The organism is Pseudomonas sp. LB-090624 (assembly GCF_003205205.1).
In the GTDB taxonomy this organism is placed as follows: domain Bacteria; phylum Pseudomonadota; class Gammaproteobacteria; order Pseudomonadales; family Pseudomonadaceae; genus Aquipseudomonas.
Genome location: NZ_QJRL01000003.1, coordinates 210,009 through 232,698 on the forward strand (window position 1 = coordinate 210,009; position 22,690 = coordinate 232,698).

General features: G+C 60.5%; 22 protein-coding genes. 12 read left to right on the top strand and 10 right to left on the bottom strand.

The features are described from left to right. Positions 1-4 precede the first annotated feature (4 nt). Positions 5-451, top strand: coding sequence for a GNAT family N-acetyltransferase (locus DMX11_RS04850; RefSeq protein ID WP_110743456.1), 447 nt, complete (start codon positions 5-7; stop codon positions 449-451). Between the two features lie 7 nt (positions 452-458). Continuing rightward, a complete protein-coding gene (locus DMX11_RS04855) occupies positions 459-1,130 on the top strand; it encodes a GNAT family N-acetyltransferase (RefSeq protein WP_110743607.1) in 672 nt (223 codons plus the stop codon). A gap of 58 nt (positions 1,131-1,188) precedes the next feature. Here DMX11_RS04855 and oadA read toward each other — a convergent pair whose 3' ends face one another. Then, positions 1,189-2,997, bottom strand: coding sequence for a sodium-extruding oxaloacetate decarboxylase subunit alpha (oadA, locus tag DMX11_RS04860; protein WP_110743457.1), 1,809 nt, complete (start codon positions 2,995-2,997; stop codon positions 1,189-1,191). 11 nt (positions 2,998-3,008) lie between these two features. Further along, positions 3,009-4,424: an acetyl-CoA carboxylase biotin carboxylase subunit gene (locus DMX11_RS04865; protein ID WP_110743458.1), complete on the bottom strand. Its 1,416-nt coding sequence runs from the start codon at positions 4,422-4,424 to the stop codon at positions 3,009-3,011. A 205-nt stretch (positions 4,425-4,629) separates the two neighbouring features. On the opposite strand from DMX11_RS04865, the gene DMX11_RS04870 reads away from it, so the two are divergent. Continuing rightward, on the top strand, positions 4,630-5,577 hold the full coding sequence (locus tag DMX11_RS04870) for a LysR family transcriptional regulator (RefSeq protein ID WP_177410711.1): 948 nt from the start codon (positions 4,630-4,632) through the stop codon (positions 5,575-5,577). Here the strand turns inward: DMX11_RS04870 and DMX11_RS04875 are convergent. Both DMX11_RS04875 and hexR read right to left on the bottom strand, forming a co-directional pair. Continuing rightward, positions 5,519-5,737 (bottom strand): PA3496 family putative envelope integrity protein, encoded by a 219-nt coding sequence (locus tag DMX11_RS04875; protein WP_110743460.1) that lies wholly within the window; start codon positions 5,735-5,737, stop codon positions 5,519-5,521. The two genes, DMX11_RS04870 and DMX11_RS04875, sit on opposite strands and share 59 nt — an antisense overlap. 132 nt (positions 5,738-5,869) lie before the next feature. Beyond that, positions 5,870-6,736, bottom strand: a complete 867-nt coding sequence (hexR, locus tag DMX11_RS04880; protein ID WP_003253273.1) for a transcriptional regulator HexR — start codon at positions 6,734-6,736, stop codon at positions 5,870-5,872. A 103-nt stretch (positions 6,737-6,839) separates the two neighbouring features. Here hexR and zwf point away from each other — a divergent pair, with 103 nt between their 5' ends. The 4 genes from zwf (at position 6,840) to DMX11_RS04900 (ending at position 12,110) form a co-directional block, all read left to right on the top strand. Then, complete coding sequence (gene zwf / locus DMX11_RS04885; RefSeq protein WP_110743461.1) at positions 6,840-8,282, top strand: glucose-6-phosphate dehydrogenase; 1,443 nt, start codon at positions 6,840-6,842, stop codon at positions 8,280-8,282. A gap of 118 nt (positions 8,283-8,400) precedes the next feature. Next, positions 8,401-10,587, top strand: a complete 2,187-nt coding sequence (uvrD, locus tag DMX11_RS04890) for a DNA helicase II (RefSeq protein WP_110743462.1) — start codon at positions 8,401-8,403, stop codon at positions 10,585-10,587. 146 nt (positions 10,588-10,733) lie between these two features. Next, positions 10,734-11,588, top strand: coding sequence for a Tim44 domain-containing protein (locus DMX11_RS04895; protein WP_110743463.1), 855 nt, complete (start codon positions 10,734-10,736; stop codon positions 11,586-11,588). A 114-nt stretch (positions 11,589-11,702) separates the two neighbouring features. Then, positions 11,703-12,110, top strand: coding sequence for an SMI1/KNR4 family protein (locus DMX11_RS04900; RefSeq protein ID WP_110743464.1), 408 nt, complete (start codon positions 11,703-11,705; stop codon positions 12,108-12,110). Positions 12,111-12,257: 147 nt separating this feature from the next. Here the strand turns inward: DMX11_RS04900 and DMX11_RS04905 are convergent, their stop codons facing one another. Beyond that, positions 12,258-14,018, bottom strand: a complete 1,761-nt coding sequence (locus DMX11_RS04905; protein WP_110743465.1) for a cation:proton antiporter — start codon at positions 14,016-14,018, stop codon at positions 12,258-12,260. Between the two features lie 342 nt (positions 14,019-14,360). Here DMX11_RS04905 and DMX11_RS04910 point away from each other — a divergent pair, with 342 nt between their 5' ends. Further along, positions 14,361-14,846 (top strand): acyl-CoA thioesterase, encoded by a 486-nt coding sequence (locus DMX11_RS04910; RefSeq protein WP_110743466.1) that lies wholly within the window; start codon positions 14,361-14,363, stop codon positions 14,844-14,846. Here the strand turns inward: DMX11_RS04910 and pdxY are convergent. After that, positions 14,843-15,715 carry a pyridoxal kinase PdxY gene (pdxY, locus tag DMX11_RS04915; RefSeq protein WP_110743467.1) on the bottom strand — a complete coding sequence of 291 codons (873 nt, stop codon included), beginning with the start codon at positions 15,713-15,715 and terminating at the stop codon, positions 14,843-14,845. The genes DMX11_RS04910 and pdxY overlap by 4 nt on opposite strands. A 120-nt stretch (positions 15,716-15,835) precedes the next feature. Between pdxY and DMX11_RS04920 the strand changes: the two genes are divergently transcribed. Beyond that, positions 15,836-16,228, top strand: coding sequence for a DUF3301 domain-containing protein (locus DMX11_RS04920; RefSeq protein WP_110743468.1), 393 nt, complete (start codon positions 15,836-15,838; stop codon positions 16,226-16,228). On the opposite strand, the gene DMX11_RS04925 is transcribed toward DMX11_RS04920, so the two are convergent. Genes DMX11_RS04925 through zigA form a run of 3 tightly spaced genes read right to left on the bottom strand, consistent with a single transcriptional unit; the run spans position 16,229 to position 19,072 of the window. Continuing rightward, positions 16,229-17,200, bottom strand: a complete 972-nt coding sequence (locus tag DMX11_RS04925) for a GTP-binding protein (protein ID WP_110743469.1) — start codon at positions 17,198-17,200, stop codon at positions 16,229-16,231. It lies immediately after the preceding gene. A gap of 40 nt (positions 17,201-17,240) precedes the next feature. After that, a complete protein-coding gene (locus tag DMX11_RS04930; RefSeq protein ID WP_110743470.1) occupies positions 17,241-17,867 on the bottom strand; it encodes a DUF1826 domain-containing protein in 627 nt (208 codons plus the stop codon). Further along, the gene (gene zigA / locus DMX11_RS04935; RefSeq protein ID WP_110743471.1) at positions 17,864-19,072 is read right to left on the bottom strand and encodes a zinc metallochaperone GTPase ZigA; all 1,209 of its coding nucleotides are present in this window, start codon (positions 19,070-19,072) and stop codon (positions 17,864-17,866) included. Before zigA ends, DMX11_RS04930 begins: the two co-directional genes overlap by 4 nt. Before the next feature lie 116 nt (positions 19,073-19,188). Between zigA and DMX11_RS04940 the strand changes: the two genes are divergently transcribed. Further along, on the top strand, positions 19,189-19,569 hold the full coding sequence (locus tag DMX11_RS04940; RefSeq protein WP_110743472.1) for a glutamine synthetase: 381 nt from the start codon (positions 19,189-19,191) through the stop codon (positions 19,567-19,569). 27 nt (positions 19,570-19,596) lie between these two features. After that, complete coding sequence (gene folE2 / locus DMX11_RS04945; RefSeq protein ID WP_110743473.1) at positions 19,597-20,502, top strand: GTP cyclohydrolase FolE2; 906 nt, start codon at positions 19,597-19,599, stop codon at positions 20,500-20,502. Here the strand turns inward: folE2 and DMX11_RS04950 are convergent. Then, positions 20,486-21,013, bottom strand: a complete 528-nt coding sequence (locus DMX11_RS04950; RefSeq protein WP_110743474.1) for a DUF3617 domain-containing protein — start codon at positions 21,011-21,013, stop codon at positions 20,486-20,488. The two genes, folE2 and DMX11_RS04950, sit on opposite strands and share 17 nt — an antisense overlap. 133 nt (positions 21,014-21,146) lie before the next feature. Between DMX11_RS04950 and cls the strand changes: the two genes are divergently transcribed. Next, a complete protein-coding gene (cls, locus tag DMX11_RS04955) occupies positions 21,147-22,586 on the top strand; it encodes a cardiolipin synthase (RefSeq protein WP_110743475.1) in 1,440 nt (479 codons plus the stop codon). The last annotated feature ends 104 nt before the right edge of the window (positions 22,587-22,690 follow it).

The window sequence follows — 22,690 nt, forward strand, 5'->3', positions numbered from 1 at the left end:
CCCCATGCCCAGCGTTACCCGGCGCCCCGTCACCGCCCAAGATCACGCCGCCTGGCATGCCCTGTGGCAAGCCTACCTGCACTTCTACGAAACCGAGATCGCCGATGACGTCAGCCTCAGCACCTGGCAGCGCCTGCTCGACCCCAGCGAACCCACCCATTCGGCGCTAGCCTGGATCGATGGCAAGGCCGTGGGTATGGTCAACTTCATCTACCATCGCTCCAACTGGAGCATCGAGAACTCCTGCTACCTGCAGGACCTATACGTGGATAGCACGCAGCGCGGACTGGGTATTGGCCGCCAGCTGATCGAGCACGTCTACACCACTGCCAAGGCCGACAACTGCATCAAGGTGCACTGGCTGACCCACGAAACCAACGCCACCGCCATCAGCCTGTACCAACAGGTTGCCGAGCGCTCGGGCTTCATTCAATTCCGCAAAGGCTTGTAGGTTGAACATGACAGATGCACTGAACTGGAAACCCGCCGCAACGCCCCAGGCCGAGCCGATAGAGGGCCGCTTCATTCGCCTTGAAAAGCTCGATCCCGCACGCCATGGCGATGACCTCTGGGAGGTATTGCAAGGCCCGGGCTCAGACCCCGTGCTATGGGACTACCTACCCTATGGCCCATTCAGCGAACGTGCCGCTTTCGACCGCTGGCTGGAAGGTAACGCCGCAGGCCGCGACCCGCTGTACTACACCGTCATCGACCGCCCCAGCGGCCAGGCCCAGGGAATTCTCAGCCTGATGTCGATCGTGCCCGACCACGGCCGCATCGAAATCGGCCACATCGCCTTCGGCGCCGCCATGCAACGCACGCCAAAGGGTACCGAGGCGGTGTACCTGCTGGGCAAACTGGGCTTCGAGCTGGGCAACCGCCGGCTGGAATGGAAGTGCAATAATGCCAATGCCCGCTCCAAGCGCGCGGCGGAGCGCTTTGGTTTTGTGTTCGAAGGGGTGTTCCGCAAGCACCTGGTCGTGAAAGACCACAACCGCGATACGGCGTGGTATTCGATTACCGATGATGAGTGGCCGCAAGTGGCTGCTGGGTTTGAGCGGTGGTTGAGCGAAACGAATCAGCAACCGGGTGGGCAGGTTGAAACCCTTGAGGTGTGCCGCAAAGGCTGAAAAAAAGGGGAGCATCCGCTCCCCAGAGGTAAACCGCTTGTAGATGAAGGGGGCTGAATCAGCCCTCGATCTCGATCAGGATCTCACCCGGCGTCACACGGTCGCCTTTGGCCACATGGATGGCCACGACCTTGCCAGCGATGGCGGCCTGCACTTCGGTCTCCATCTTCATGGCTTCGGTGATCAGCACCGCTTGGCCGGCCTTGACCATGTCGCCTTCCTTGACCAGCACATCGACAATGTTGCCTGGCATGTTGGTGCTGACGTGGCCCGGCGCGCTCGCTTGCTTGCGCTTGCTGCCGCCACCGCCGACAAACTCGTTGAGCGGCTCGAACACCACTTCTTCCGGCATGCCGTCGATCGACAGGTAGAAGTGACGCTTGCCTTCGGCCTTCACACCCACGCCAGTAATGTCGACGCGGTAGGTTTCGCCATGCACGTCAATGACGAACTCGGTCGGTACGCCTTCCCCGCCAGGGGCCGCCACGGCACCGGCTTCCGGAATCGGCAGCAGGGCTTCAGGGGTCAGCGTGCCGGCTTCGCGCTCTTCAAGGAACTTGCGGCCGATATCCGGGAACATGGCAAAGGTCAGCACGTCTTCTTCACAACGCGCCAGGGCGCCGATGTCGCCACGCAGCTTGGCCATTTCCGGCTTCAGCAGGTCGGCTGGGCGCACGTCGATCACTTCCTCGCTGCCGATGGCCTGGCGGCGCAGTTGCTCATTGACCACGCCCGGGGCCTTGCCGTAACCGCCTTGCAGGTACAGCTTCACCTCGTTGGTGATGGTCTTGTAGCGCTCGCCGGCCAGCACGTTGAAGAACGCCTGGGTACCAACGATCTGCGAAGTCGGGGTTACCAACGGCGGGAAACCAAGGTCTTCACGCACACGCGGAATCTCGGCCAGTACTTCGTTCATGCGGTTGAGCGCGCCCTGCTCCTTGAGCTGGTTGGCGAGGTTGGAAATCATGCCGCCCGGCACCTGGTTGACCTGCACACGCGTGTCCACGGCGGTGAACTCGCTTTCGAACTGGTGGTACTTCTTGCGCACGGCATAGAAGTACAGGCCGATTTCCTGCAGCAGCTCCAGGTCCAGGCCGGTGTCGAACTCGCTGCCTTTGAGCGCAGCAACCATCGACTCGGTACCCGGGTGGCTAGTGCCCCAGGCGAAGCTGGAGATAGCGGTGTCGATGTGGTCGGCGCCGTTTTCCACAGCCTTGAGCTGGCACATGGCAGCCAGGCCGGCGGTGTCGTGCGAGTGGATGAACACCGGCAGCGACTGCTCGGCCTTCAGCGCCCGGACGAGTTCGCCGGTAGCGAACGGCGTCAGCAGGCCGGCCATGTCCTTGATCGCGATCGAGTCACAACCCATGGCTTCCATCTGCTTGGCCTGGTTCACGAAGGCTTCGATGGTATGCACCGGGCTGACGGTGTAGGCGATGGTGCCCTGAGCGTGTTTGCCAGCAGCCTTGACCGCCTCGATGGCCACACGCAGGTTACGCACATCGTTCATGGCGTCGAAAATGCGGAACACGTCAATGCCGTTGACCGCCGCCTTGGCAACGAAGGCCTTGACCACGTCATCGCTGTAGTGCCGGTAGCCCAGCAGGTTCTGGCCGCGCAGCAGCATTTGCAGGCGGGTGTTGGGCAGCGCTGCACGCAGCTTGCGCAGTCGCTCCCACGGGTCTTCCTTGAGGAAACGCACACAGGCGTCGAAAGTGGCGCCGCCCCACATTTCCAGCGACCAGTAGCCAACCTTGTCGAGCTTGTCGCAGATCGGCAGCATGTCTTCGGTACGCATGCGGGTAGCCAGCAGAGACTGGTGGGCGTCGCGCAGGATCGTGTCGGTTACGTGAATTTTCTTGGACATTATGGGGTTCCTCACAGGCCTGCGTGGGCGGCGATGGCGGCGGCGATGGCCAGGGCCAGCTCTTCGGGTTTGCGCTTGATCGAGTAGTTGGTCAGTTCCGGGTGGCTTTCAACGAAGCTGGTGTTGAACTGGCCGCTACGGAATTCCGGATTGCGCAGAATTTCCTGGTAGTACGCGGCGGTGGTCTTCACCCCTTGCACGCGCATGTCGTCCAGGGCCCGCAGGCCGCGGTCCATGGCTTCTTCCCAGGTCAACGCCCACACCACCAGTTTCAGGCACATGGAGTCGTAGAACGGTGGAATGGTGTAGCCGGTGTAGATCGCCGTATCGGTACGCACGCCCGGGCCACCGGGGGCGTAGTAACGGGTGATCTTGCCGAAGCTGGGCAGGAAGTTGTTTTTGGGGTCTTCCGCGTTGATCCGGAACTGCAGCGCATAACCGCGGTGCTGGATATCTTCCTGCTTTACCGAAAGCGGCAGGCCAGATGCAATGCGGATCTGCTCACGGACAATGTCGATACCGGTAATTTCTTCGGTGATGGTGTGTTCCACCTGCACCCGGGTGTTCATTTCCATGAAGTACACCTCGCCATCGGCGAGCAGGAACTCCACGGTACCGGCGTTCTCGTAGTTCACCGCCTTGGCTGCACGCACCGCCAGGTCGCCGATGTAGGCGCGCTGCTCGGGGGTGAGCTGTGGGCTTGGGGCAATTTCGATGAGCTTCTGGTTACGGCGCTGGATCGAGCAGTCGCGCTCGAACAGGTGCACCACGTTGCCGAAGCTGTCACCGAGGATCTGCGCTTCGATGTGCTTGGGGTTGACGATGCACTTTTCCAGGAACACTTCGGCCGAACCAAAGGCCTTGGTCGCCTCGGAAATTACCCGCGGGAAGTTCTGTTCCAGTTCTTCACGGCTGTTGCAGCGACGAATGCCGCGGCCGCCACCACCGGAGGTCGCCTTGAGCATCACCGGGTAACCGATACGCTCACCCTCACTCAGGGCTTCATGGATATCGGCCACGTTACCTTCGGTGCCCGGGGTTACCGGCACACCAGCGGCAATCATGGTGCGGCGCGCTTCGGTCTTGTCGCCCATGCGGCGAATCACGTCGGCGGCCGGGCCGATGAACTTGATTCCGCGCTCGGCGCAGATCTCTGCCAGTTCGGCGTTCTCCGACAGGAAACCATAGCCCGGGTGCAGGGCATCGCAGCCTGTTTCCACAGCCAGGTTCACCAGCTTGCGCGGGTTCAGGTAACCGGCCAGCGGCTCGGTACCAATGCTGTGTGCTTCGTCGGCACGCTTGACGTGCAAGGCGTGGCGGTCGGCGTCGGAATAGATCGCTACCGAGCGAATGCCCATCTCGGCGCAGGCACGCACGATCCGAACTGCGATTTCACCTCGGTTGGCGATCAGGATTTTTTTTATCACTGGAGTCTTCCCAAAGCCGTAGGAACAGTCGAGCCGGTTCTACCGGTCGGCGCGTGACCAGACGTTGCTGGCCAGTCGCACAATCACCCTAGCGCTGTAGGTCGATAAACAAAAATCAATATTTGTTAGGGGCTGTATTAGCAAAAGCTTATAGTTAGGTAACAAGGTATTGCCGAAGAGCCCCTATAAAATGCGTAAGTCCTTGATGCGTATGACTTTGCGTCAATTGCAGATCTTCAATGAGGTATGCGATTTGCGTTCTTATAGCCGGGCGGCCGAGGAGATGGCGCTGACGCAACCCGCCGTAAGTCTACAAATCCGCCAGCTTGAAGAGCTGATTGGCCAGCCGCTGTTCGAGTATGTGGGCAAAAAGCTGTACCTGACCGAAGCGGCCGAGGCCCTGCAGCGCGCCAGCCGCGACATTTTCGGGCGCCTGGAGAGCCTGGACATGCAGTTATCGGACATGCAGGGCTCACTGCAGGGGCAGTTGAAGCTGGCGATCGAGTCCAGTGCCAAGTACTTCGTGCCACACCTGTTCGCCGCCTTCAAGCAGCGTCACCCGGAGGTCAACCTGACCCTCACGGTGGTCAACCGCGCTCAGGCCATCCGCCGCCTTTCCGACAACCGCGACGACCTGATCATCATGTCCATGGTGCCGCAGGACATGGGCCTGGAATTTCTGCCGTTCCTCAACAACCCGATAATCGCCGTTGCTCCCCCCGAGCATCCGCTGTGCAAACTGGAACAACTGCGCCTGCAGGACCTGGAGCCTCACACCCTGCTGGTGCGCGAGCAGGGCTCGGGCACGCGCAAGGCGTGTGAAGAGTACTTCAAGGACAAGCGCGTGCACTTCACCCAAACCCTCGAAGTGGCCTCGGCCGATGCCCAGCGCGAATGCGTGATTGCCGGGCTGGGCATCGCCCTGTTGACCCGCCATGCGGTGAACCTCGAGCTGGCTACGGGCGTACTGAAAGAGCTACCCGTGGAGGAGCTGCCCCTGTACCGCAGTTGGTGCGTGGTGCAGGCCAAGGCCAAGCGGCAGTCACCGGTGGCTTTGGCCTTTCTGGCGTTCATCCGCGGCGAACGTGCGCTGATCAGCGCGCTGGTTGAGCGTTTTTCGGGGAAATTGCCGCCGATGCCTGCCACACCGTGAGTTCCTGCAGCTCGGGGTAATCCGCCAAGTCGCGCAGCAGTTGCCGCTGGTCGCAATAGCTCTCGATCGCGCGGCGGTACTCCATGCGGCGCTGGTCCTTTTCCTGCTGCTTGCGAGCTTTGGCGTTGGGTTGGTACGTTCCGTCGAAGTCACGAGCCATTGCCTGTCTCCCAGATAGGATGCGGGAACTTCAGACTGGCCTTAGAGGTTTACGGTTTGGCTGAGGAATGGTGACAAAATCGTGAATCTTCACTGCCTGTGCCAGCCATGAGGCCAGCACAGGCCATTCATCTCAATCGTCGGTAGCCTTGATCGACTTGGGCGACAAACGCAGGCTGCGCAAGCTGCGCTTCACGCTCTTGAGGTGGTTGACCAGGCTCGGCCCGCGCGCCATGGCCACGCCCATGGCCAGCACGTCGATCACTACCAGGTGGGCGATCCGCGAGGTGAGCGGGGTATAGATTTCGGTGTCTTCATGCACGTCGATCGCCAGGTTGACGGTCGACAACTCGGCCAGAGGCGTCTGGCTGGGGCACAGGGTTATCAGGTTGGCACCACTCTCACGCACCAGGTTGGCGGTGATCAGCAGGTCTTTGGAGCGTCCCGACTGGGAAATACACACCGCCACATCGCCTGGTTTCAGGGTAACGGCCGACATTGCCTGCATGTGCGGGTCGGAATATGCCGCCGCGCTGAGCAGCAGGCGGAAGAACTTGTGCTGGGCATCGGCAGCCACCGCGCCGGAGGCACCAAACCCGTAGAACTCCACACGCTGCGCCTGGGCCATGGCGCTCACCGCCTGTTGCAGCGCCTGCGGGTCAAGATGCTCGCGCACTTCCATCAGGGTGTGCAGGGTGGTGTCGAAAATCTTCAGGCTGTAGTCGGCGACCGAGTCGTCTTCATGGATGGCGAACTGGCCAAAACTGGCCCCGGCAGCCAGGCTTTGCGCCAGCTTCAGCTTCAGGTCCTGAAAGCCCGAGCAACCAATCGCTCGGCAGAATCGCACGATGGTCGGTTCGCTGATACCCACACTGTGCGCCAAGTCGGCCATTGAGCTGTGCATGACGGCAGCCGGGTCGAGCAGCACGTGGTCGGCCACTTTCAATTCCGATTTGCGCAGCAGGTGGCGCGATTGGGCGATATGTTGCAACAGATTCACGGGCTGGACTCGGTTATGATCGGCTGGCCGGGTTGTAGCTTTCTTGTAGTTATACTACATGGACGCCAACCCGCCCAGTTAAACGAACGTGGAGAGTGGCGGTTTGACTATTCCTTGCGACATTCTGGTCTTCGGCGGTACCGGCGATCTGGCCCTGCACAAATTGCTTCCGGCGCTCTACCACCTGTTTCGCGAGGCCCGTCTGAACCCTGCCGTGCGGGTCATCGCGCTGGCCCGACGCAACATGCCGCGCAACGACTACCTGAAACTCGCCGAACGCCATTGCCGTGCACAGGTTGCCCGCAGCAACTTCGATGAAGAAGTCTGGCAGCGGTTTTCCGCGCGGCTCGACTATTTTCCCATGGATGCCTCGCAGAGCGCCGACTTTGGCCGCCTGGCACGCTACCTGGGCGAGCCTGGTGGGCTGACGCGCATCTTTTACCTGGCCACGGCACCCAACCTGTTCGTACCGATTGCCAACCACCTGCGCGTTGCCGGCCTGGCCGACAGCGAAGCGCGCATCGTGCTGGAAAAGCCCATCGGCCACTCGCTGGAATCGGCCACCGCCATCAACGAAGCGATTGGCGCGGTGTTCGAGGAAAAACAGGTGTTCCGCATCGACCACTACCTGGGCAAGGAAACCGTGCAGAACCTGATGGCGCTGCGCTTCGCCAACGCCCTGCTGGAGCCGGTGTGGCGCAACAGCCAGGTCGATCATGTGCAGATCAGCGTCTGCGAGACGCTGGGTGTAGAGAACCGCGGTGCCTACTACGACCGCGCCGGGGCAATCCGCGACATGCTGCAAAACCACCTTCTGCAGCTGCTGTGCCTGGTTGCCATGGAACCACCGGCGCAGTTCGAGGCCGAGGCGGTACGCGACGAAAAGGTGAAGATCCTGCGCGCGCTCAAGCCGATCACCGGCCAGGACGTGCAGGACAAGACCGTGCGCGGCCAGTATGGGGCCGGGCGAATCGGCGGCCAGGAAGTGCCGGCCTACTACTTCGAAAAGGACGTGGACAACGACAGCGACACTGAAACCTTCGTCGCCATCGAGGCCCACATCGACAACTGGCGCTGGGCGGGCGTGCCGTTCTACTTGCGTACCGGCAAGCGCATGGCGCGGCGTTCGTCGCAGATCGTCATCCAGTTCAAACCGGTACCGCACGAGCTGTTCAGCGGGGGCCAAGTCAACCAGTTGCTGATTCAGCTGCAACCGGACGAACGCATCAGCCTGCGCATGATGACCAAGAGCCCGGGCAAGGGCATGCGCCTGGAGCCGGTGGACCTGGACTTGAACCTGGCTCAGGTATTCAGCCAGACCCGCCGCTGGGAAGCCTACGAGCGCCTGTTGCTGGATGTGCTGGAAGGCGATTCGACACTGTTCATGCGCCGCGACGAAGTGGAAGCAGCCTGGGCCTGGGTCGATTCCATGCTCAAGGGCTGGGAAGAGCACTTTCAGGCACCTCGGCCCTACGCTGCTGGCAGCAATGGCCCGGAGCAGGCCAATCAGTTGCTGGCACATACCGGCAGGGCATGGTTGCGCTGAGCACCCTGCACCCATCGTGAAAGCCAGAACCGTCCTGGCCGATGGGTGGCAGCGCGAGAGGTGAACATTTATACAGTAGGCATTTGCCCCTGCCCTTGCCTCGCCCTAGAATGGCCCGATGCGCACAGACGACCTCTCCCTCCTGCTGAACTCCCTCAACGATGCCCAACGCCAGGCCGTAGCGGCCACGCTGGGGCGTCAACTGGTGCTTGCCGGCGCCGGTTCCGGTAAAACCCGCGTGCTGGTGCACCGCATCGCCTGGTTGATCCAGGTGGAGCAGGCCTCGCCGCACTCGATCCTGTCGGTGACCTTCACCAACAAGGCTGCAGCAGAAATGCGCCAGCGGATCGAGCAACTGCTGGGCATCAACCCGGCAGGCATGTGGGTCGGCACCTTCCACGGCCTCGCCCATCGCCTGCTTCGGGCTCACTGGCAGGAAGCGCGGCTGGTGCAGAACTTTCAGATCCTCGACAGCGACGACCAGCAGCGCCTGATCAAGCGGGTGATGCGCGAGCTGGGCCTGGACGAGCAGAAGTGGCCAGCACGCCAGGCCCAATGGTTCATCAACGGGCAGAAGGACGAGGGCCTGCGCCCGCAGCATATCCAGGCTGGCGGCGACCTGTTCCTGGCGACCATGCGCGAAGTCTATACCGCCTACGAACAGGCCTGCGAACGTGCCGGTGTCATCGATTTCTCCGAACTGCTGCTGCGCGCCCTGGACCTGTGGCGCGACCACCCCGGCCTGCTGGAGCACTACCAGCGGCGCTTCCAACATGTGCTTGTAGACGAATTCCAGGACACCAACGCCGTTCAGTACGCCTGGCTGAGATTGTTGGCGCGGGGTGGTGCCAGCCTGATGGCGGTGGGCGATGATGACCAGTCGATCTACGGCTGGCGCGGCGCCAAGATCGAGAACATTCACCAATACACCGCCGATTTCCCCGACGCCGAAATGATCCGCCTGGAGCAGAATTACCGCTCCACCGGGGGCATCCTCAAGGCGGCCAACGCACTGATCGCCAACAACAGCGGCCGCCTGGGCAAGGAGCTGTGGACCGACATGGGCGAAGGCGAACCGCTGACCCTGTACGCGGCCTACAACGAGCATGACGAAGCGCGCTACGTGGTAGAAACCATCGAAAGCCTGGTCAAGCAGGGGAATACGCGTAACGAAATCGCCATTCTGTACCGCTCCAACGCCCAGTCGCGGGTGCTGGAAGAAGCCTTGCTGCGCGAACGCATTCCCTACCGTATCTATGGCGGCCAGCGTTTCTTCGAACGCGCCGAAATCAAGAACGCCATGGCATACCTGCGGTTGATCGAGGGGCGTGGCAACGATGCCGCTCTGGAACGGGTAATCAATGTGCCGCCGCGCGGCATTGGCGAAAAAACCGTCGAGGCCATCCGCGAGCACGCCCGCCACAGCCAGCTCTCCATGTGGGAAGCCATGTGCCAGCTGCTGGCCGCCAAGGCCCTGAAAGGCCGCGCCGCCAGTGCCCTGGGCGCCTTCGTCGAGCTGATCGAGGGGCTGGCGACCAAGGTGGTGGACATGCCGCTGCATACCATGACCCAGACCACTATCGAGCAGTCCGGACTGATCACCTATCACCAGGAAGAAAAGGGTGAAAAGGGCCAGGCACGGGTAGAAAACCTTGAGGAACTGGTCAGCGCAGCGCGCAACTTCGAATCCACAGAAGAAGACGCCGACCTCTCGCCGCTTTCCGCCTTCCTTGGCCACGCCTCGCTGGAAGCCGGCGATACCCAGGCCGACGAGCATGAAGACAGTATCCAGCTGATGACCCTGCACAGCGCCAAGGGTCTGGAGTTCCCGTATGTGTTCCTGGTGGGTATGGAAGAAGGCCTGTTCCCGCACAAGATGAGCCTGGAAGAACCTGGCCGCCTGGAAGAAGAACGCCGCCTGGCCTATGTGGGCATCACCCGTGCCATGCGCCAGCTGGTGATGACCTACGCTGAAACACGTCGCCTGTACGGCAGTGAGACCTACAACAAGGTGTCGCGTTTCGTACGCGAGATTCCGGCGGGTCTGGTTCAGGAAGTGCGCCTGTCCAATAGCGTCAGCCGCCCGTTCGGCGGCGCGAAAACGGCCTCCAACAGCAACTTGTTCGCCAACGCCAGCATTCCACAGACCGCCTTCAACCTCGGCCAGCGGGTGCAGCATTCGGTGTTTGGCGAGGGTGTAATCCTCAACTTCGAGGGCTCCGGCGCGCAGGCACGGGTGCAGGTGAATTTTGCCGAAGGCAGCAAGTGGCTGATGCTGGGGTACGCCAAGCTCGAGGCCCTCTGAACCTGCCGCTGGCCGCACCTGCGAGAGCCTGCACCGCCAAGTTTGCAACTTCAGGCAAAAGCTCGAAACATTATGTTGCTGGTCATGCGGCCACGAACCTGTGCAACATGATGCGCGTGCAATCCACAATAGGGGATATCCCACTTATGCAACGTTTTCTTAGCATCGCACTGGCGCTCTGCGTCGGCCTGACGCTGAGCCTGGACGCCAACGCCAAGCGTTTCGGCGGCGGCAAGAGCTCGGGCTCCGCGCCTATCCACCAGACCCGCCAGGCCACGCCAACCACGCCTGCCGCCGCGCCGACCGCTCCTGGTCGTGCAGCTCCGGCGGCCAGCGGTGCTTCGCGCTGGTTGGGCCCACTCGCCGGCCTGGCCGCGGGTGGCCTGCTGGCGTCCATGTTCATGGGCGACGGTTTCGAAGGTTTCCAGATCATGGACTTCCTGATCATTGCGCTCATCGCCTTCCTGGTGTTCCGCTTCATCGCCGCACGCCGTCGCCAGCAGCAGCCGCAAATGGCTATGCCGGGCCACGCCCCCATGCAGCGTGAAGCTCACGGTCAGCCTGCCCAGCCGTCGATCTTCGGTGGTTCGGCTGCGCCTGCCGCCGCCGCTGCCCCGGTGATCAATGCCCCGGCCTGGTTCAATGAGCAGAGCTTCCTGGCTGCCGCCCGCAACCACTTCCAGTCGCTGCAGCAGCACTGGGATGCCAATGAAATGGACAAGATCGCCGAGTTCGTCACCCCGCAAATGCTTGAATTCCTCAAGCGCGAGCGTGCCGAACTGGGTGACGGCTTCCAGTCCACCTACATCGATAACCTTGAAGTGCAGCTGGACGGCGTCGATGATCGTGCCGACCGCACTGACGCTACCCTGACCTTCCGTGGCGTGTCGAAGAACTCGCGCTTCGACCAAGGCGAAGTGTTCAGCGAAAGCTGGCACATGGTTCGCGCCCCGGGCGAGAACCAGCCGTGGCTGGTTGCCGGTATCCGTCAAAACGGCTAACCGCTGAGTGCTGCACCAAAAACCCCGGACCTGCTCCGGGGTTTTTGCTTTTGCCAGAGTGGCCTACTAGGGTATAACGCGCAGCGTTGTCATCTAGGTCAGAGGAAGTGAACCGTGGAAGAAGTGATCGAACAACTCCGTGAAGCCAATGAGCCGGTACCGGTGCCTCTGGAGCTGCCCGATGAGGACCAGCTGGTAGAGATCGAAGAACAGCTGTTCATTAACATTCCATACGTGTTCAAAGAATTTCTGCTAACCGTGAGTGACGTGGTTTACGGCTCTCTTGAGCCCGTCACTTGTACTGACCCACATTCACACACGTACCTGCCAGAAGTTGCCGCTACCGCTTGGGATGCGGGCGTTCCCCGCGAGCTGATCCCGTTGTGCCAGGACGGCGACGACTATTACTGCGTCGAAGAAGACGGAACCGTGGTGCTATGGAGCGCCGAAGACGAAATCGTCGGCGAGGAAAGCTGGGAATCGGTGTGGCACTGGGCGCGGGATGTCTGGCTGGAGAGCTGATTGCCCCCTGGATGAGCCGGGACTGGAACATATGGCTTAGTGCCATCTATGTAGTAAAATCGCCAGGCTTCCTGCGCCTGGCGACATCGCTACCGCTCCATCCCCTCGGACGACGGTGAAAGCTTGCGCAGGGAGCGTGATCCCTTCTCAGTGCGAATTCTCGCGGCTGTTTTCCAGCGTCTCGAGCAAGGCAATCTGCATCCGCGTATGCACGCGGATGAACCAGCGCCACAACAGCGCCACCACCACCGCAGCCACTACGGCAATGACCAGCAGTAGTTCGCTGGTCGGCAGGATGCTCGCCGACAACGCTGATAGCAGCAGGAAAATCACCAGCAGCGACAACAGCGGAATGACCTCGGCAATCACACGGCGCACACGCTGGGTATGCCGCCCGGCCATTTCCGGCTTCACCCCCATCTCCGCCAGTAGCATCGACAGCGCCTTGAGTTTGCGGTACGCGGCGATCAAAAATGGCAGCGACAGCAGCAACGCCGCGCCCCAGATCACTGCTTTCTGTTGGCTGGCATCGCTTACCCATTCACTGAGCCAGTTGCCGATACGCCCGGCGAAGTAGCCACCACTGAAGAAGATGGCGATGACCAACGCCAGATTAACCCCCACCTGCAACAGGATGCGCCGGATCATGGCCGCCACCATGGCGCTCTCGCCCTGCGGCTGAATGTTGCGCAGCCACTCGCCATATAACGACAACACCCGCGCCAGGCGGCGGGGCACCACATTGCCCAGCTTATGCGACAGCGGGTCGGCAGCACGGATCAGGTACGGCGTCAGCAGCGTGGTGATTGCCGATACGGCGACCGCCACCGGGTAGAGGAAGTCGCTGGTTACCTGCAGGGTCATGCCCAGTGCAGCGATGATGAAAGAGAACTCGCCGATTTGCGAAAGGCCCATGCCCACGCGCAACGAGGTCCGTCCGTCATTGCCTGCAATGAACGCCCCCATGCCGCAGGACAGCATCTTGCCCAGCACTACGGCAAGGGTGATGACCACGATTGGCCAGGCGTAGTCGACCAGGACCTGCGGGTCGATCATCAGACCGATGGCAACGAAGAAGATGGCGCTGAACAGGTCGCGTACCGGCTCGATCAGGCGCTCGATCTTCAGCAACTGGCGCGACTCGGCCATGATCGCGCCGATCAGGAAGGCGCCTAGCACCATGCTGTACTCCAGTTTCACTACCAGCAGGCAGAAGCCGAAACACAGGCCCAGCACGGTAATCAGCAACATCTCGTTGCTTTCGAACTTGGCCACATAGGCCAACAGCCTTGGCACCAGCAGGATGCCGATGACCAAGGCAACGATCATGAACAGCGACAGCTTGCCAACGGTGGAGAACACCTCGCCCGAGCTCACCGTACCGCTGACGGCGATGCCCGAGAGCAGGGCGATGATGCCGATGCCAAGGATGTCCTCGACGATCAACACACCGAAGATCAGCTGGGCAAAGCGCTCGTTTTTCATCTTCAGGTCGTTGAGCGCCTTGACGATGATGGTGGTCGAAGAAATGGCCAGGATGGCGCCAAGGAACAGTGAGTCCATGGTGTTCCAGCCGAACCAGCGGCCGATCTCGAAACCGATCCAGATCATCAGCACGATTTCCAGGAACGCCGCGATAAATGCAGTCGCCCCCACCTTGAACAGCTTGCGCAAGCTGAACTCAAGCCCCAGGCAGAACATCAAGAAGATCACCCCCAGTTCGGCCAGGGTCTTGATGGTGTCTTCATCGTGGATCAGGCCAAACGGCGGGGTGTGCGGGCCAATGATGAAGCCGGCGACAATGTAGCCCAGCACCACCGGCTGCTTGAACCGGTGGAACAGAATGGTCACCACGCCAGCGACCAGCATGATGACTGCCAGGTCCTGGATGAAGCTGATGGCATGCATGGCGTGATACTCCTTTTCTCGTCTTTTTCTGGATGCCTGGGCAGACCGCTCCGCTGCCAAGGCGTCCTTGAGCGAGCAGCACGTACATACTGTATTGAATGCCGGAAGGCCCACATTGCGTGGGCGTACTCAGGGTAACATCGCGATACGCGGCAAAAAGCCGATGCAATATGCAGAAACAGATCGGCCGGAAAAGCACCGCTGATGGCATGATCAGCGTGACGATGGCGCGTCAGCCAACGTCCCGTATCAGCAAGGCATATTCAAAAGAGGGGAACAGAAGTGTCAGCAGATAACGCCCTCCATTCGCCCGATTCAGCGCAACCTAACCGTGAGCACACTATGGAACCTGGAAACGCCCAGCTGAGCATGACCGTCCTGATGACCCCGGACATGGCCAACTTTTCTGGCAACGTACATGGCGGCACCCTGCTCAAGTACCTCGACGAGGTGGCCTACGCGTGCGCCAGCCGCTATGCCGGCAGTTATGTGGTGACTTTGTCGGTAGACCAGGTGATCTTCCGCGAACCGGTACATGTAGGAGAGCTGGTGACCTTCCTGGCATCGGTCAACTACACCGGCAACACCTCGATGGAGGTGGGTATCAAGGTGGTGACCGAAAACATCCGCGAGCGCTCGGTGCGCCATTCGAACAGTTGCTTCTTCACCATGGTCGCAGTCGACGACAACCGCCGGCCGGTGCCGGTGCCGCCGCGCCAGCCGCACACCAGCGAAGAAAAGCGCCGCTTCCTGCAAGGCCAGCAGCGCCGCCAGATTCGTCAGGAGCTGGAAAAGCGCTACCAGGACCTGAAAACCGACGCCAACTAGAACGCCAGCAACTGCGCCTCGAAGCGCACCCGTGGATGCGCGATACGGTCCTGGGCCCGAATTAGCTGCAGTTCGTAGCTGGCGCAGGCCTGGGTTTCCAGCAGTACTTCGTGCACCGCAGCGGCGGTGAACTCAAACGCCTGCACCCAGGTATCGCCGAGCAGCGCGCGGGCCAGGAACAACCCGGAAGTCAGGTCCCCCACCCCCACCGGCTGGCGTGGGAACGCCAGCATCGGGCGGCGCAAGTGCCAGCTGTGTTCGGCGGTGACCAGCAGCATTTCGAACTGGTCCTCGGCACGGCCGGGGTAAGCCAGGTGCTTGACCAGCACCACCTGCGGCCCGCGCTGCAGCAAGCTGCGCGCCATGTCTACGCAATCCTCAAGTGACTGCGCTCGGCGCCCACAGAAGCTATCCAGCTCCAGCTGGTTGGGGCACAGGATGTCGGCCCTGGCAGCAGCTTCATCGAGCAGGAACTCACTGACTTCCGGTGGCACGATGCAGCCCTTTTCCGGGTGCCCCATGACTGGGTCGCACAGGTACAAGGCTTTAGGGTTCACCGCCTTGATCCGCTCGACGCCGGCCAAAATCGCCCGGCCCTGTTCGGCACTGCCCAGGTAGCCCGACAGCACCGCATCGCAGTGGCCCAACTCGCCAATGTTGGAAATGCCTTGCACCAACGCAGGAATTTGCGCCGGGGCAAGCACTTCGCCCGCCCACTGGCCATACTGTGTGTGATTGGAGAACTGCACGGTATTGAGCGGCCAGACATTGACCCCGATACGCTGCATGGGAAACACCGCGGCGCTGTTGCCGGCGTGGCCGAACACCACATGGGACTGAATGGCGAGCAGGTGCGGGGTACGTTTCATGCGGGAGGTTTCCAAAGCTGTTTCAGGGATTGTGCGCAGCGCAGTATGAACTCGATTGCCACCTGTACGACAGGCCAGGGACGCAGTTAAGCTGGATCTACCTGTTTGGAGCATATGCAAATGTTGACCCTGGAGAACCTCTTCGTCCTGATGCTGGTAGCCACGGCAGGCGCCTGGTTGTGGCACAACCACGGGTTGCGCGAAAAAGCCCTGGAGCGGGTCAAACAGCATTGCGCCAAGCTCGACCTTGAGCTGCTCGACGACGCCGTTGCGCTCAAGCGCATAGCCTTCGTCCGCGATGCCAACGGCCGCAAGCGCCTGGCGCGCATCTACGCCTTCGAGTTCACCGTTACCGGCGAGCAGCGCCACCCCGGTACCGTGACCCAGTTCGGCGCGCACAGCGTGCATATCGAGCTTGCGCCCTACCCGTTCGAAATCAAGACCCCGCCACGTACCGACAATGTCATCGAGATGCAGCAGTGGCGCCAGGAGCACAATCGCTGGCGTAATTGATCAACTGACGCGGCATTCACGCAACCCGGCGTGCAAAGCGGGTTGGGGTTGCGGGTGGTCGAAAATCAGCTCGATCCGGCTGTCTCTGCGCCAGTCACTGGGCTGCCAGGCGGGTAAGTTCCCGTCCAGCCCATTGAATGACTGCCAACCTTCCAAACTGTGGATAACTCCCTTGGCGCGACGCCAGGGCAAAGTGCGCAAGAACGCTTCCAGCCGTTGTGGATAAAACTGCTGGCTGGGGTGCCAGCGCCAGCCAATGCTCCACCCTCCCTCCCCGTCTTGGGCAAGACAGATCGGCTGGCTGGGATCGGTCCATAGCACGGCTGGCGCACTCTCAAGATTGTCGACAATCTCAATATCGCGAAATGGGCTGTCAACAATCTGCAAAGGCGCTGTGGGCAGGCCTGCAAGCGGTAGCTCCCCTTGCACGATCCAGATAATTTTCTTGTCTTTAAATTTATTAGTTATCAACAACTTAAATGATTCATCCACAGCCTCAGACTTGTTGAAAATCACATTATCCGAGGCGTTGAATGCTTGCTGCTGGGCGTCTGGAAGCGGCTCGTTACGAACCATGGCCTGGGCATCCAGAACAGTCAAAAGCGGCTGGATTGTCAGCACTCCGGCCCAAGGCGCCGCTTGCAGTTTGACCAATAACTCAAGCGGATGGCCTAAGCCAGAAGGCTCGATGAACAACCGATCAGGGCGGGATTTACGTAACAAACGGCCCAGCCCCACCTGGAATGGCATACCGTTGACGCAGCACAGGCAGCCGCCCGCGACTTCACCGATGGCAATGCCGTCTTCATCACGGCTGAGCAAGGCCGCATCCAGGCCTACCAGGCCGAACTCGTTGATCAACACCGCCCAGCGTTCATTGGCAGGGCGTTGGGCCAGCAGGTGGCGGATCAGGGTGGTCTTGCCGGCACCTAGCGGCCCGGCAATCACGTGGGTGGGGATGTTCTGCAGCATGGGTTGGCTTCAGGCGATTGCAATATCTAACTATGCGCTGTCAGGCCAGCCAGTCAAGGCTGAGCAACAGGCGCGCCTGCTGCCCCGAAGGCGAGCGGTGGACGAGTCCCGCCCCTTCGTTACCCTGCCATTTTTCGCCCTTGAGCACCGCCACTTCACCGGCCAGCAGTTGCTGAATGTTATCCACATACCGATCAGCTGTGGGTAACTCACTGCGCGTGCTTTGCTGCTCCTGCAACCACTCGCTACCGGGGCCCACGTAAGTGGTGAGCAGCCTTAGTGGAACGTTATCCACATGGAAGCGCGGGCACATCGGGTTGTGCAGTACCCGCAGACGCAAACCGACCCGCCGTGCACCCACCAGGCACGTATAAGCCGCCACCAACCAGGTTACATCGGCAACGAAGGCCTCGTAGCCTTGCAACTCCGCAGCTTCGCGCAGCAGGTCAGGCAGTATCGGCGTGTTTTGCTCGTCCACATCGATCACCCGCTGATCGGCGAGCGGCACGCCAAGGCTTATCACCAGGTCGGCAAAGTCTTCCAGCTGTGGCGGCAAGCGCCGGCGCCATACGGCTAAATTAACGCCATCCCGAAGTACTTCAGTCAGCACCTGTGGGTTTTCGCCCGACACCTGGAAAATATCCACAGGCCGGTGTGCCAGGTTCATGCCGCCACCTCATCGTGCCAGGGGCCAAACGGGTCAGGCAGTCGCAACCACCCCATATGCCCCAGACCCATTTCTTCATCCGTCAACAAGCAGGCATCAAGGGCTGTGGATAGTTTGTCGAAGTCAATATTTTGCCCTATGAACACCAGCTCCTGACGGCAGTCACCCGTTTCGGGGATCCAGTGCTTGAGAATCGCGCTGGTGTTATCCACATCTTGCGGCCACTGGTCGCGCGGCACGAAGCGCCACCAGCGCCCGGCCAGGCCATAGCGCATCATCCCTCCAGCCTGCGACCAGCTTCCGGCTTCCTGATATTTACTGGCCAGCCAGAAAAAGCCTTTGGAACGCAACAGCCGACCGTTGCTCCAGTGCGTGTGGATAAAGTTGAAAAAGCGCTGTGGATGAAACGGTCGACGCGCCTGCCAGGTTGTTGCAGCGATCCCGTACTCTTCGGTTTCCGGCACATGCTCACCGCGCAGCTCCTGCAGCCAGCCTGGCGCCTGGGCAGCCTGGTCGAAGTCGAACAAACCGGTATCGAGGATGCGCGCCAGCGGCACCTGGCCCATGACCATGGGTATGATCTGCGCCCGGGCATTGAGGCTGCGCAAAATAGCAGTGAGCTCTTCGCGCTCATGCTGGCTGATCAGGTCGATCTTGCTCAGCAGCAGCACATCGGCAAACTCGACCTGCTCGATCAACAGGTCAGTGATGGAGCGCTCGTCTTCTTCGCCCAGGGTTTCGCCGCGGCTGGCCAGGCTGTCAGCGGCCTGGTAATCACGCATAAAGTTCAGGCCATCGACCACGGTAACCATGGTGTCTAGCCGCGCCATGTCTGAGAGGCTTCGGCCCTGCTCATCACGGAAGGTGAAGGTTTCAGCCACCGGCAGAGGCTCGGAGATACCGGTGGACTCGATGAGCAGGTAATCGAAACGTCCCTCCTCTGCCAGCCGTGCTACCTCTTCGAGCAAGTCTTCACGCAGCGTGCAGCAGATGCAGCCGTTGCTCATCTCCACCAGTTTTTCTTCGGCACGGTTGAGGCTGACATTGCGCTGCACCTCGCTGGCGTCGATGTTGATCTCACTCATGTCATTGACGATCACCGCAACCCGCAGGTTGTCGCGGTTACGCAGCACATGGTTGAGCAAGGTGCTTTTGCCGGCGCCAAGAAATCCGGACAGCACGGTGACGGGTAAACGGTTGGACATGGGCAAAACCTCTTCAGGCGAGCGCATTCGAAACGATGCATTGCACAATGTTATAAAGTAACAATACAATTTCGCCAAGTCGTAATCGACAGACGCGTGCTCACTGGGGATGAAACATGAAACTGCCTTGCGTCATGGTGATGCTGATGCTTGCGATGCCCACCTCGCTGCTAGCCATGCCACAAAGCAGTGGCCTGGCGCTGTGTACCCGCAGTGCAATGCTGATCGCTTGCCAGGATGGCAAGGGCAGTTACTACAGCGTGCGCAGCGAAGGCAGCACGTTGTTCCTGCGCGGCTACGACTTCAGTAGCCAACGCCTGTGGGCACAAACAAACAGCCGCTACGGCACGCTAACCTTTTTCACCGGCCTGGCCAGCGACGGGGAGGCTTGGGTGGGCTACAGCCGCCGCGTCGGCTGGACCACCCTGAACCGCGTGTCCAGTTCCAGCGGCCAACGCTTCAAGCTGCATTGCAGTTTGATCGGCGGTTGCCGTTGATGCCTCCTTTTTTGATTGGAAAGCCAGATGACCCAGCTCAAGCTCCCAGACATCGCCGCACAAACCCAGCAGTACACTTTGCCGTTGAGCTGGGTGGGCATGTGTGGAATCGCCTTGCCAGTGCAATTCGAGGGGCGCATCGCTGCCGCCAATATCGATGCCGGGGTCAGCTTGGTGGATGGTTGTTCTCGCGGTATCCATATGTCGCGGCTGTACCTTGCCTTGGAATCGCTGGAGAATCAGGCGCTGACTCCAATCGCAATCCACCGGCTTTTGCTGGATTTTCTGAGCAGCCATGAAGGGCTTTCCTCGGCAGCCTATCTACGTATCAGCTTCGAACACTTGCTAAAACGACCCGCCTTGATCAGTCCGCTGGCGGGCTGGAAAAGCTATGCCGTGACGGTCGATGCCAGAATCTTGGATGGAATGTTCCACGTGGAACTATCCGTTTCCGTACCATACTCATCGACTTGCCCATGCTCGGCGGCACTGGCGCGACAATTGATTCAGCAGCAGTTCCTAGCGGACTTCAGCGAGCAGCAGGTCGACAAGTCTGCGGTGCTGCAATGGCTAGGCACTGCCGAAGGCATCGTGGCTACGCCCCACAGCCAGCGCAGTGCAGCGCATGTTCAGGTGCGGCTACGCCATAACCAGCCGGTATTGCCAGTTACCGAATTGATAGATGGTATCGAGAGGAGCTTGGGGACCGCGGTGCAAACCGCAGTGAAGCGAGCAGACGAACAAGCGTTTGCGTTGTCCAATGGGCAGAACCTGATGTTCTGCGAAGATGCAGCTCGGCGCCTGCACCAAGCACTGCGCCAAGTTGAATGGAGCACTGCTTTCAAGCTGCGCGTGGAACATGCAGAAAGCCTGCATGCCCACGACGCGGTTGCCACAAGCCAGTGGCAGTGGGGGCTCAACTGCGCGGCTTGACCGTACCGCAGTCATTGCCCAACCACACCGCCCGGGTGTTCATGCTGCCTTGCTGCTGCACACCCGAAGCGTTGAAAGTGCCACTCACCTGCGTAGTGAATTCGCGGTCACTGAGGAATGTGGCCTGGCCGGTGCCCTGTGCTTTCGGGCAGCTGAACTGGAACTTCCAGACATTGCCGGTACGGTCGGTAATTTTCTGAGTGCAGCCTGACTTGGGGTCCTGCAACGGGATGTCATTGGTCGCCACTTGCTCTGGTGTCAGGCACGAACGAACGCCTTTGCCACCGACAGTCACCCCCTGTTTAGCCAACATCCCTTCCATCATTGCGCGCTGCTCCGGCGGCAGGTTCTTAAGCTGGCCAAGCATGAACTCCATGTCGGGCAGCGGCTTGCCATCGACCTGCATGTTGCTGGTAGTCAGCTCCCACAAACCTGGTTGTAGCATCTGGGCATGCACCAATGGGCTGCTCAAACCTAGGGCCAACGCCAACAGTGGCAGACGAATCTTCATGGACGAACGCTCCTGGAAAAAAGCCGGCCAAGCGGGCCGGGCTGAGCCTTAGACGCCAAATCCACCTGCGGGTTGCAAGGTGGACCGGGAACGTGTTCTGTTACCTCAAGTGTATTCGGCAAGCAGGATGCAAATGGATTACCACAGCCCCTACTTCTTCGGTTACCTACTCGGCCTGATCCACCTGCTGGGTATCGTTGCCGCGCTTCACGCACTGTTCACCGTGCGCACAGCCCAAGGCGCAATTGCCTGGGCCATGCCATTGTTCTTCATCCCCTACCTGACCTTGATCCCCTACCTGGTTTTTGGCGCCCGCTCGTTCTATGCCTACATCAAGGCGCGACGGCAAGCCAATCAGGAAATGCACGTGGCCATGGCCAACCTCAACTGGCGCCCTTGGGTTGAAGAAGCCCTGACTGCCCGCGAATCACAAAGCTATGTGGCGTTGCGCGCCATGCCTAAGCTGGGGCGTATGCCTTGCCTGGCAAACAACCAAGTGAAGCTGCTGATCAATGGCAAAGCCACCTTCGATGCCATCTTTGCAGCCATCGAGAAAGCCCAGGACGTGGTGCTGGTGCAGTTCTTCATCATCCATGACGACACCCTTGGCAAGGCACTGCAGGAACTGCTGTTGCGCAAAGCCGCCGAAGGGGTAAAGGTTTTCGTGTTGTATGACCGCGTGGGCAGCCATGCCTTACCGGCCAGTTACAGCCAGGTACTGCGTGAGGGCGGAGTACAGATTCATGCGTTCGCTACTCGCCGTGGCTGGTTCAATCGCTTCCAGGTGAACTTCCGCAATCATCGCAAGATCGTGGTGGTGGATGGCCTGCTCGGTTTTATCGGCGGGCACAACGTGGGGGACGAGTACCTGGGTGCGCACCCGCATCTTTCCCCCTGGCGCGACACCCATGTGCAAATCGGCGGGCCAGTGCTTGCCTGCCTGCAAGAGTCGTTTGCCGAGGACTGGTATTGGGCCACGCGCCAGCTACCTCCGCTGATTCTTCCAGATACCTACCCGGACAACGGCGTGTTGTGCCAAGCGCTCGCCAGCGGCCCGGCCGACCCACAGGAAACTTGCTCGTTGTTCTTCCTCGAAGCAATTCATTCGGCCACCCGCAGGGTGTGGATTACCAGCCCGTATTTCATTCCTGACGAAGCGGTGTTCGCCGCATTGCGGCTGGCGGTATTGCGCGGGGTCGATGTACGGGTGCTGATTCCATCGAGGCCAGACCACCGTATCGTCTATGCCGCATCCAGCCTGTTCGCCTTCGAAGCAGTACGCGCGGGGGTACGCATGTTCCGTTACCAGCCGGGCTTCTTGCACCAGAAAGTGGTGCTGGTGGATGACGATGTCAGTGCCATTGGCAGTGCCAACCTGGACAACCGCTCGTTCCGCCTGAACTTCGAAATTACCCTGCTTACCGTAGACCGGGCGTTTGCAGATCAGGTCGAGCATATGCTGAACGATGACTTTGAACAGTCGCGGGAGATAACCGCTGAGGACAGCCGCGATACCCACCGGCTGCAGCAATTGGGGATGCGTATTGCACGGTTGATCTCGCCGATTCTCTAACGCTGGAGGCAGGACCTCGCGCCACCCGCTTGCGTTGCGAAGGGGCCGGTCAAGCTGAGCGAACCTTTCAGCTTGACCGGCCCCTTTGCAACGCAAAGCTGTTA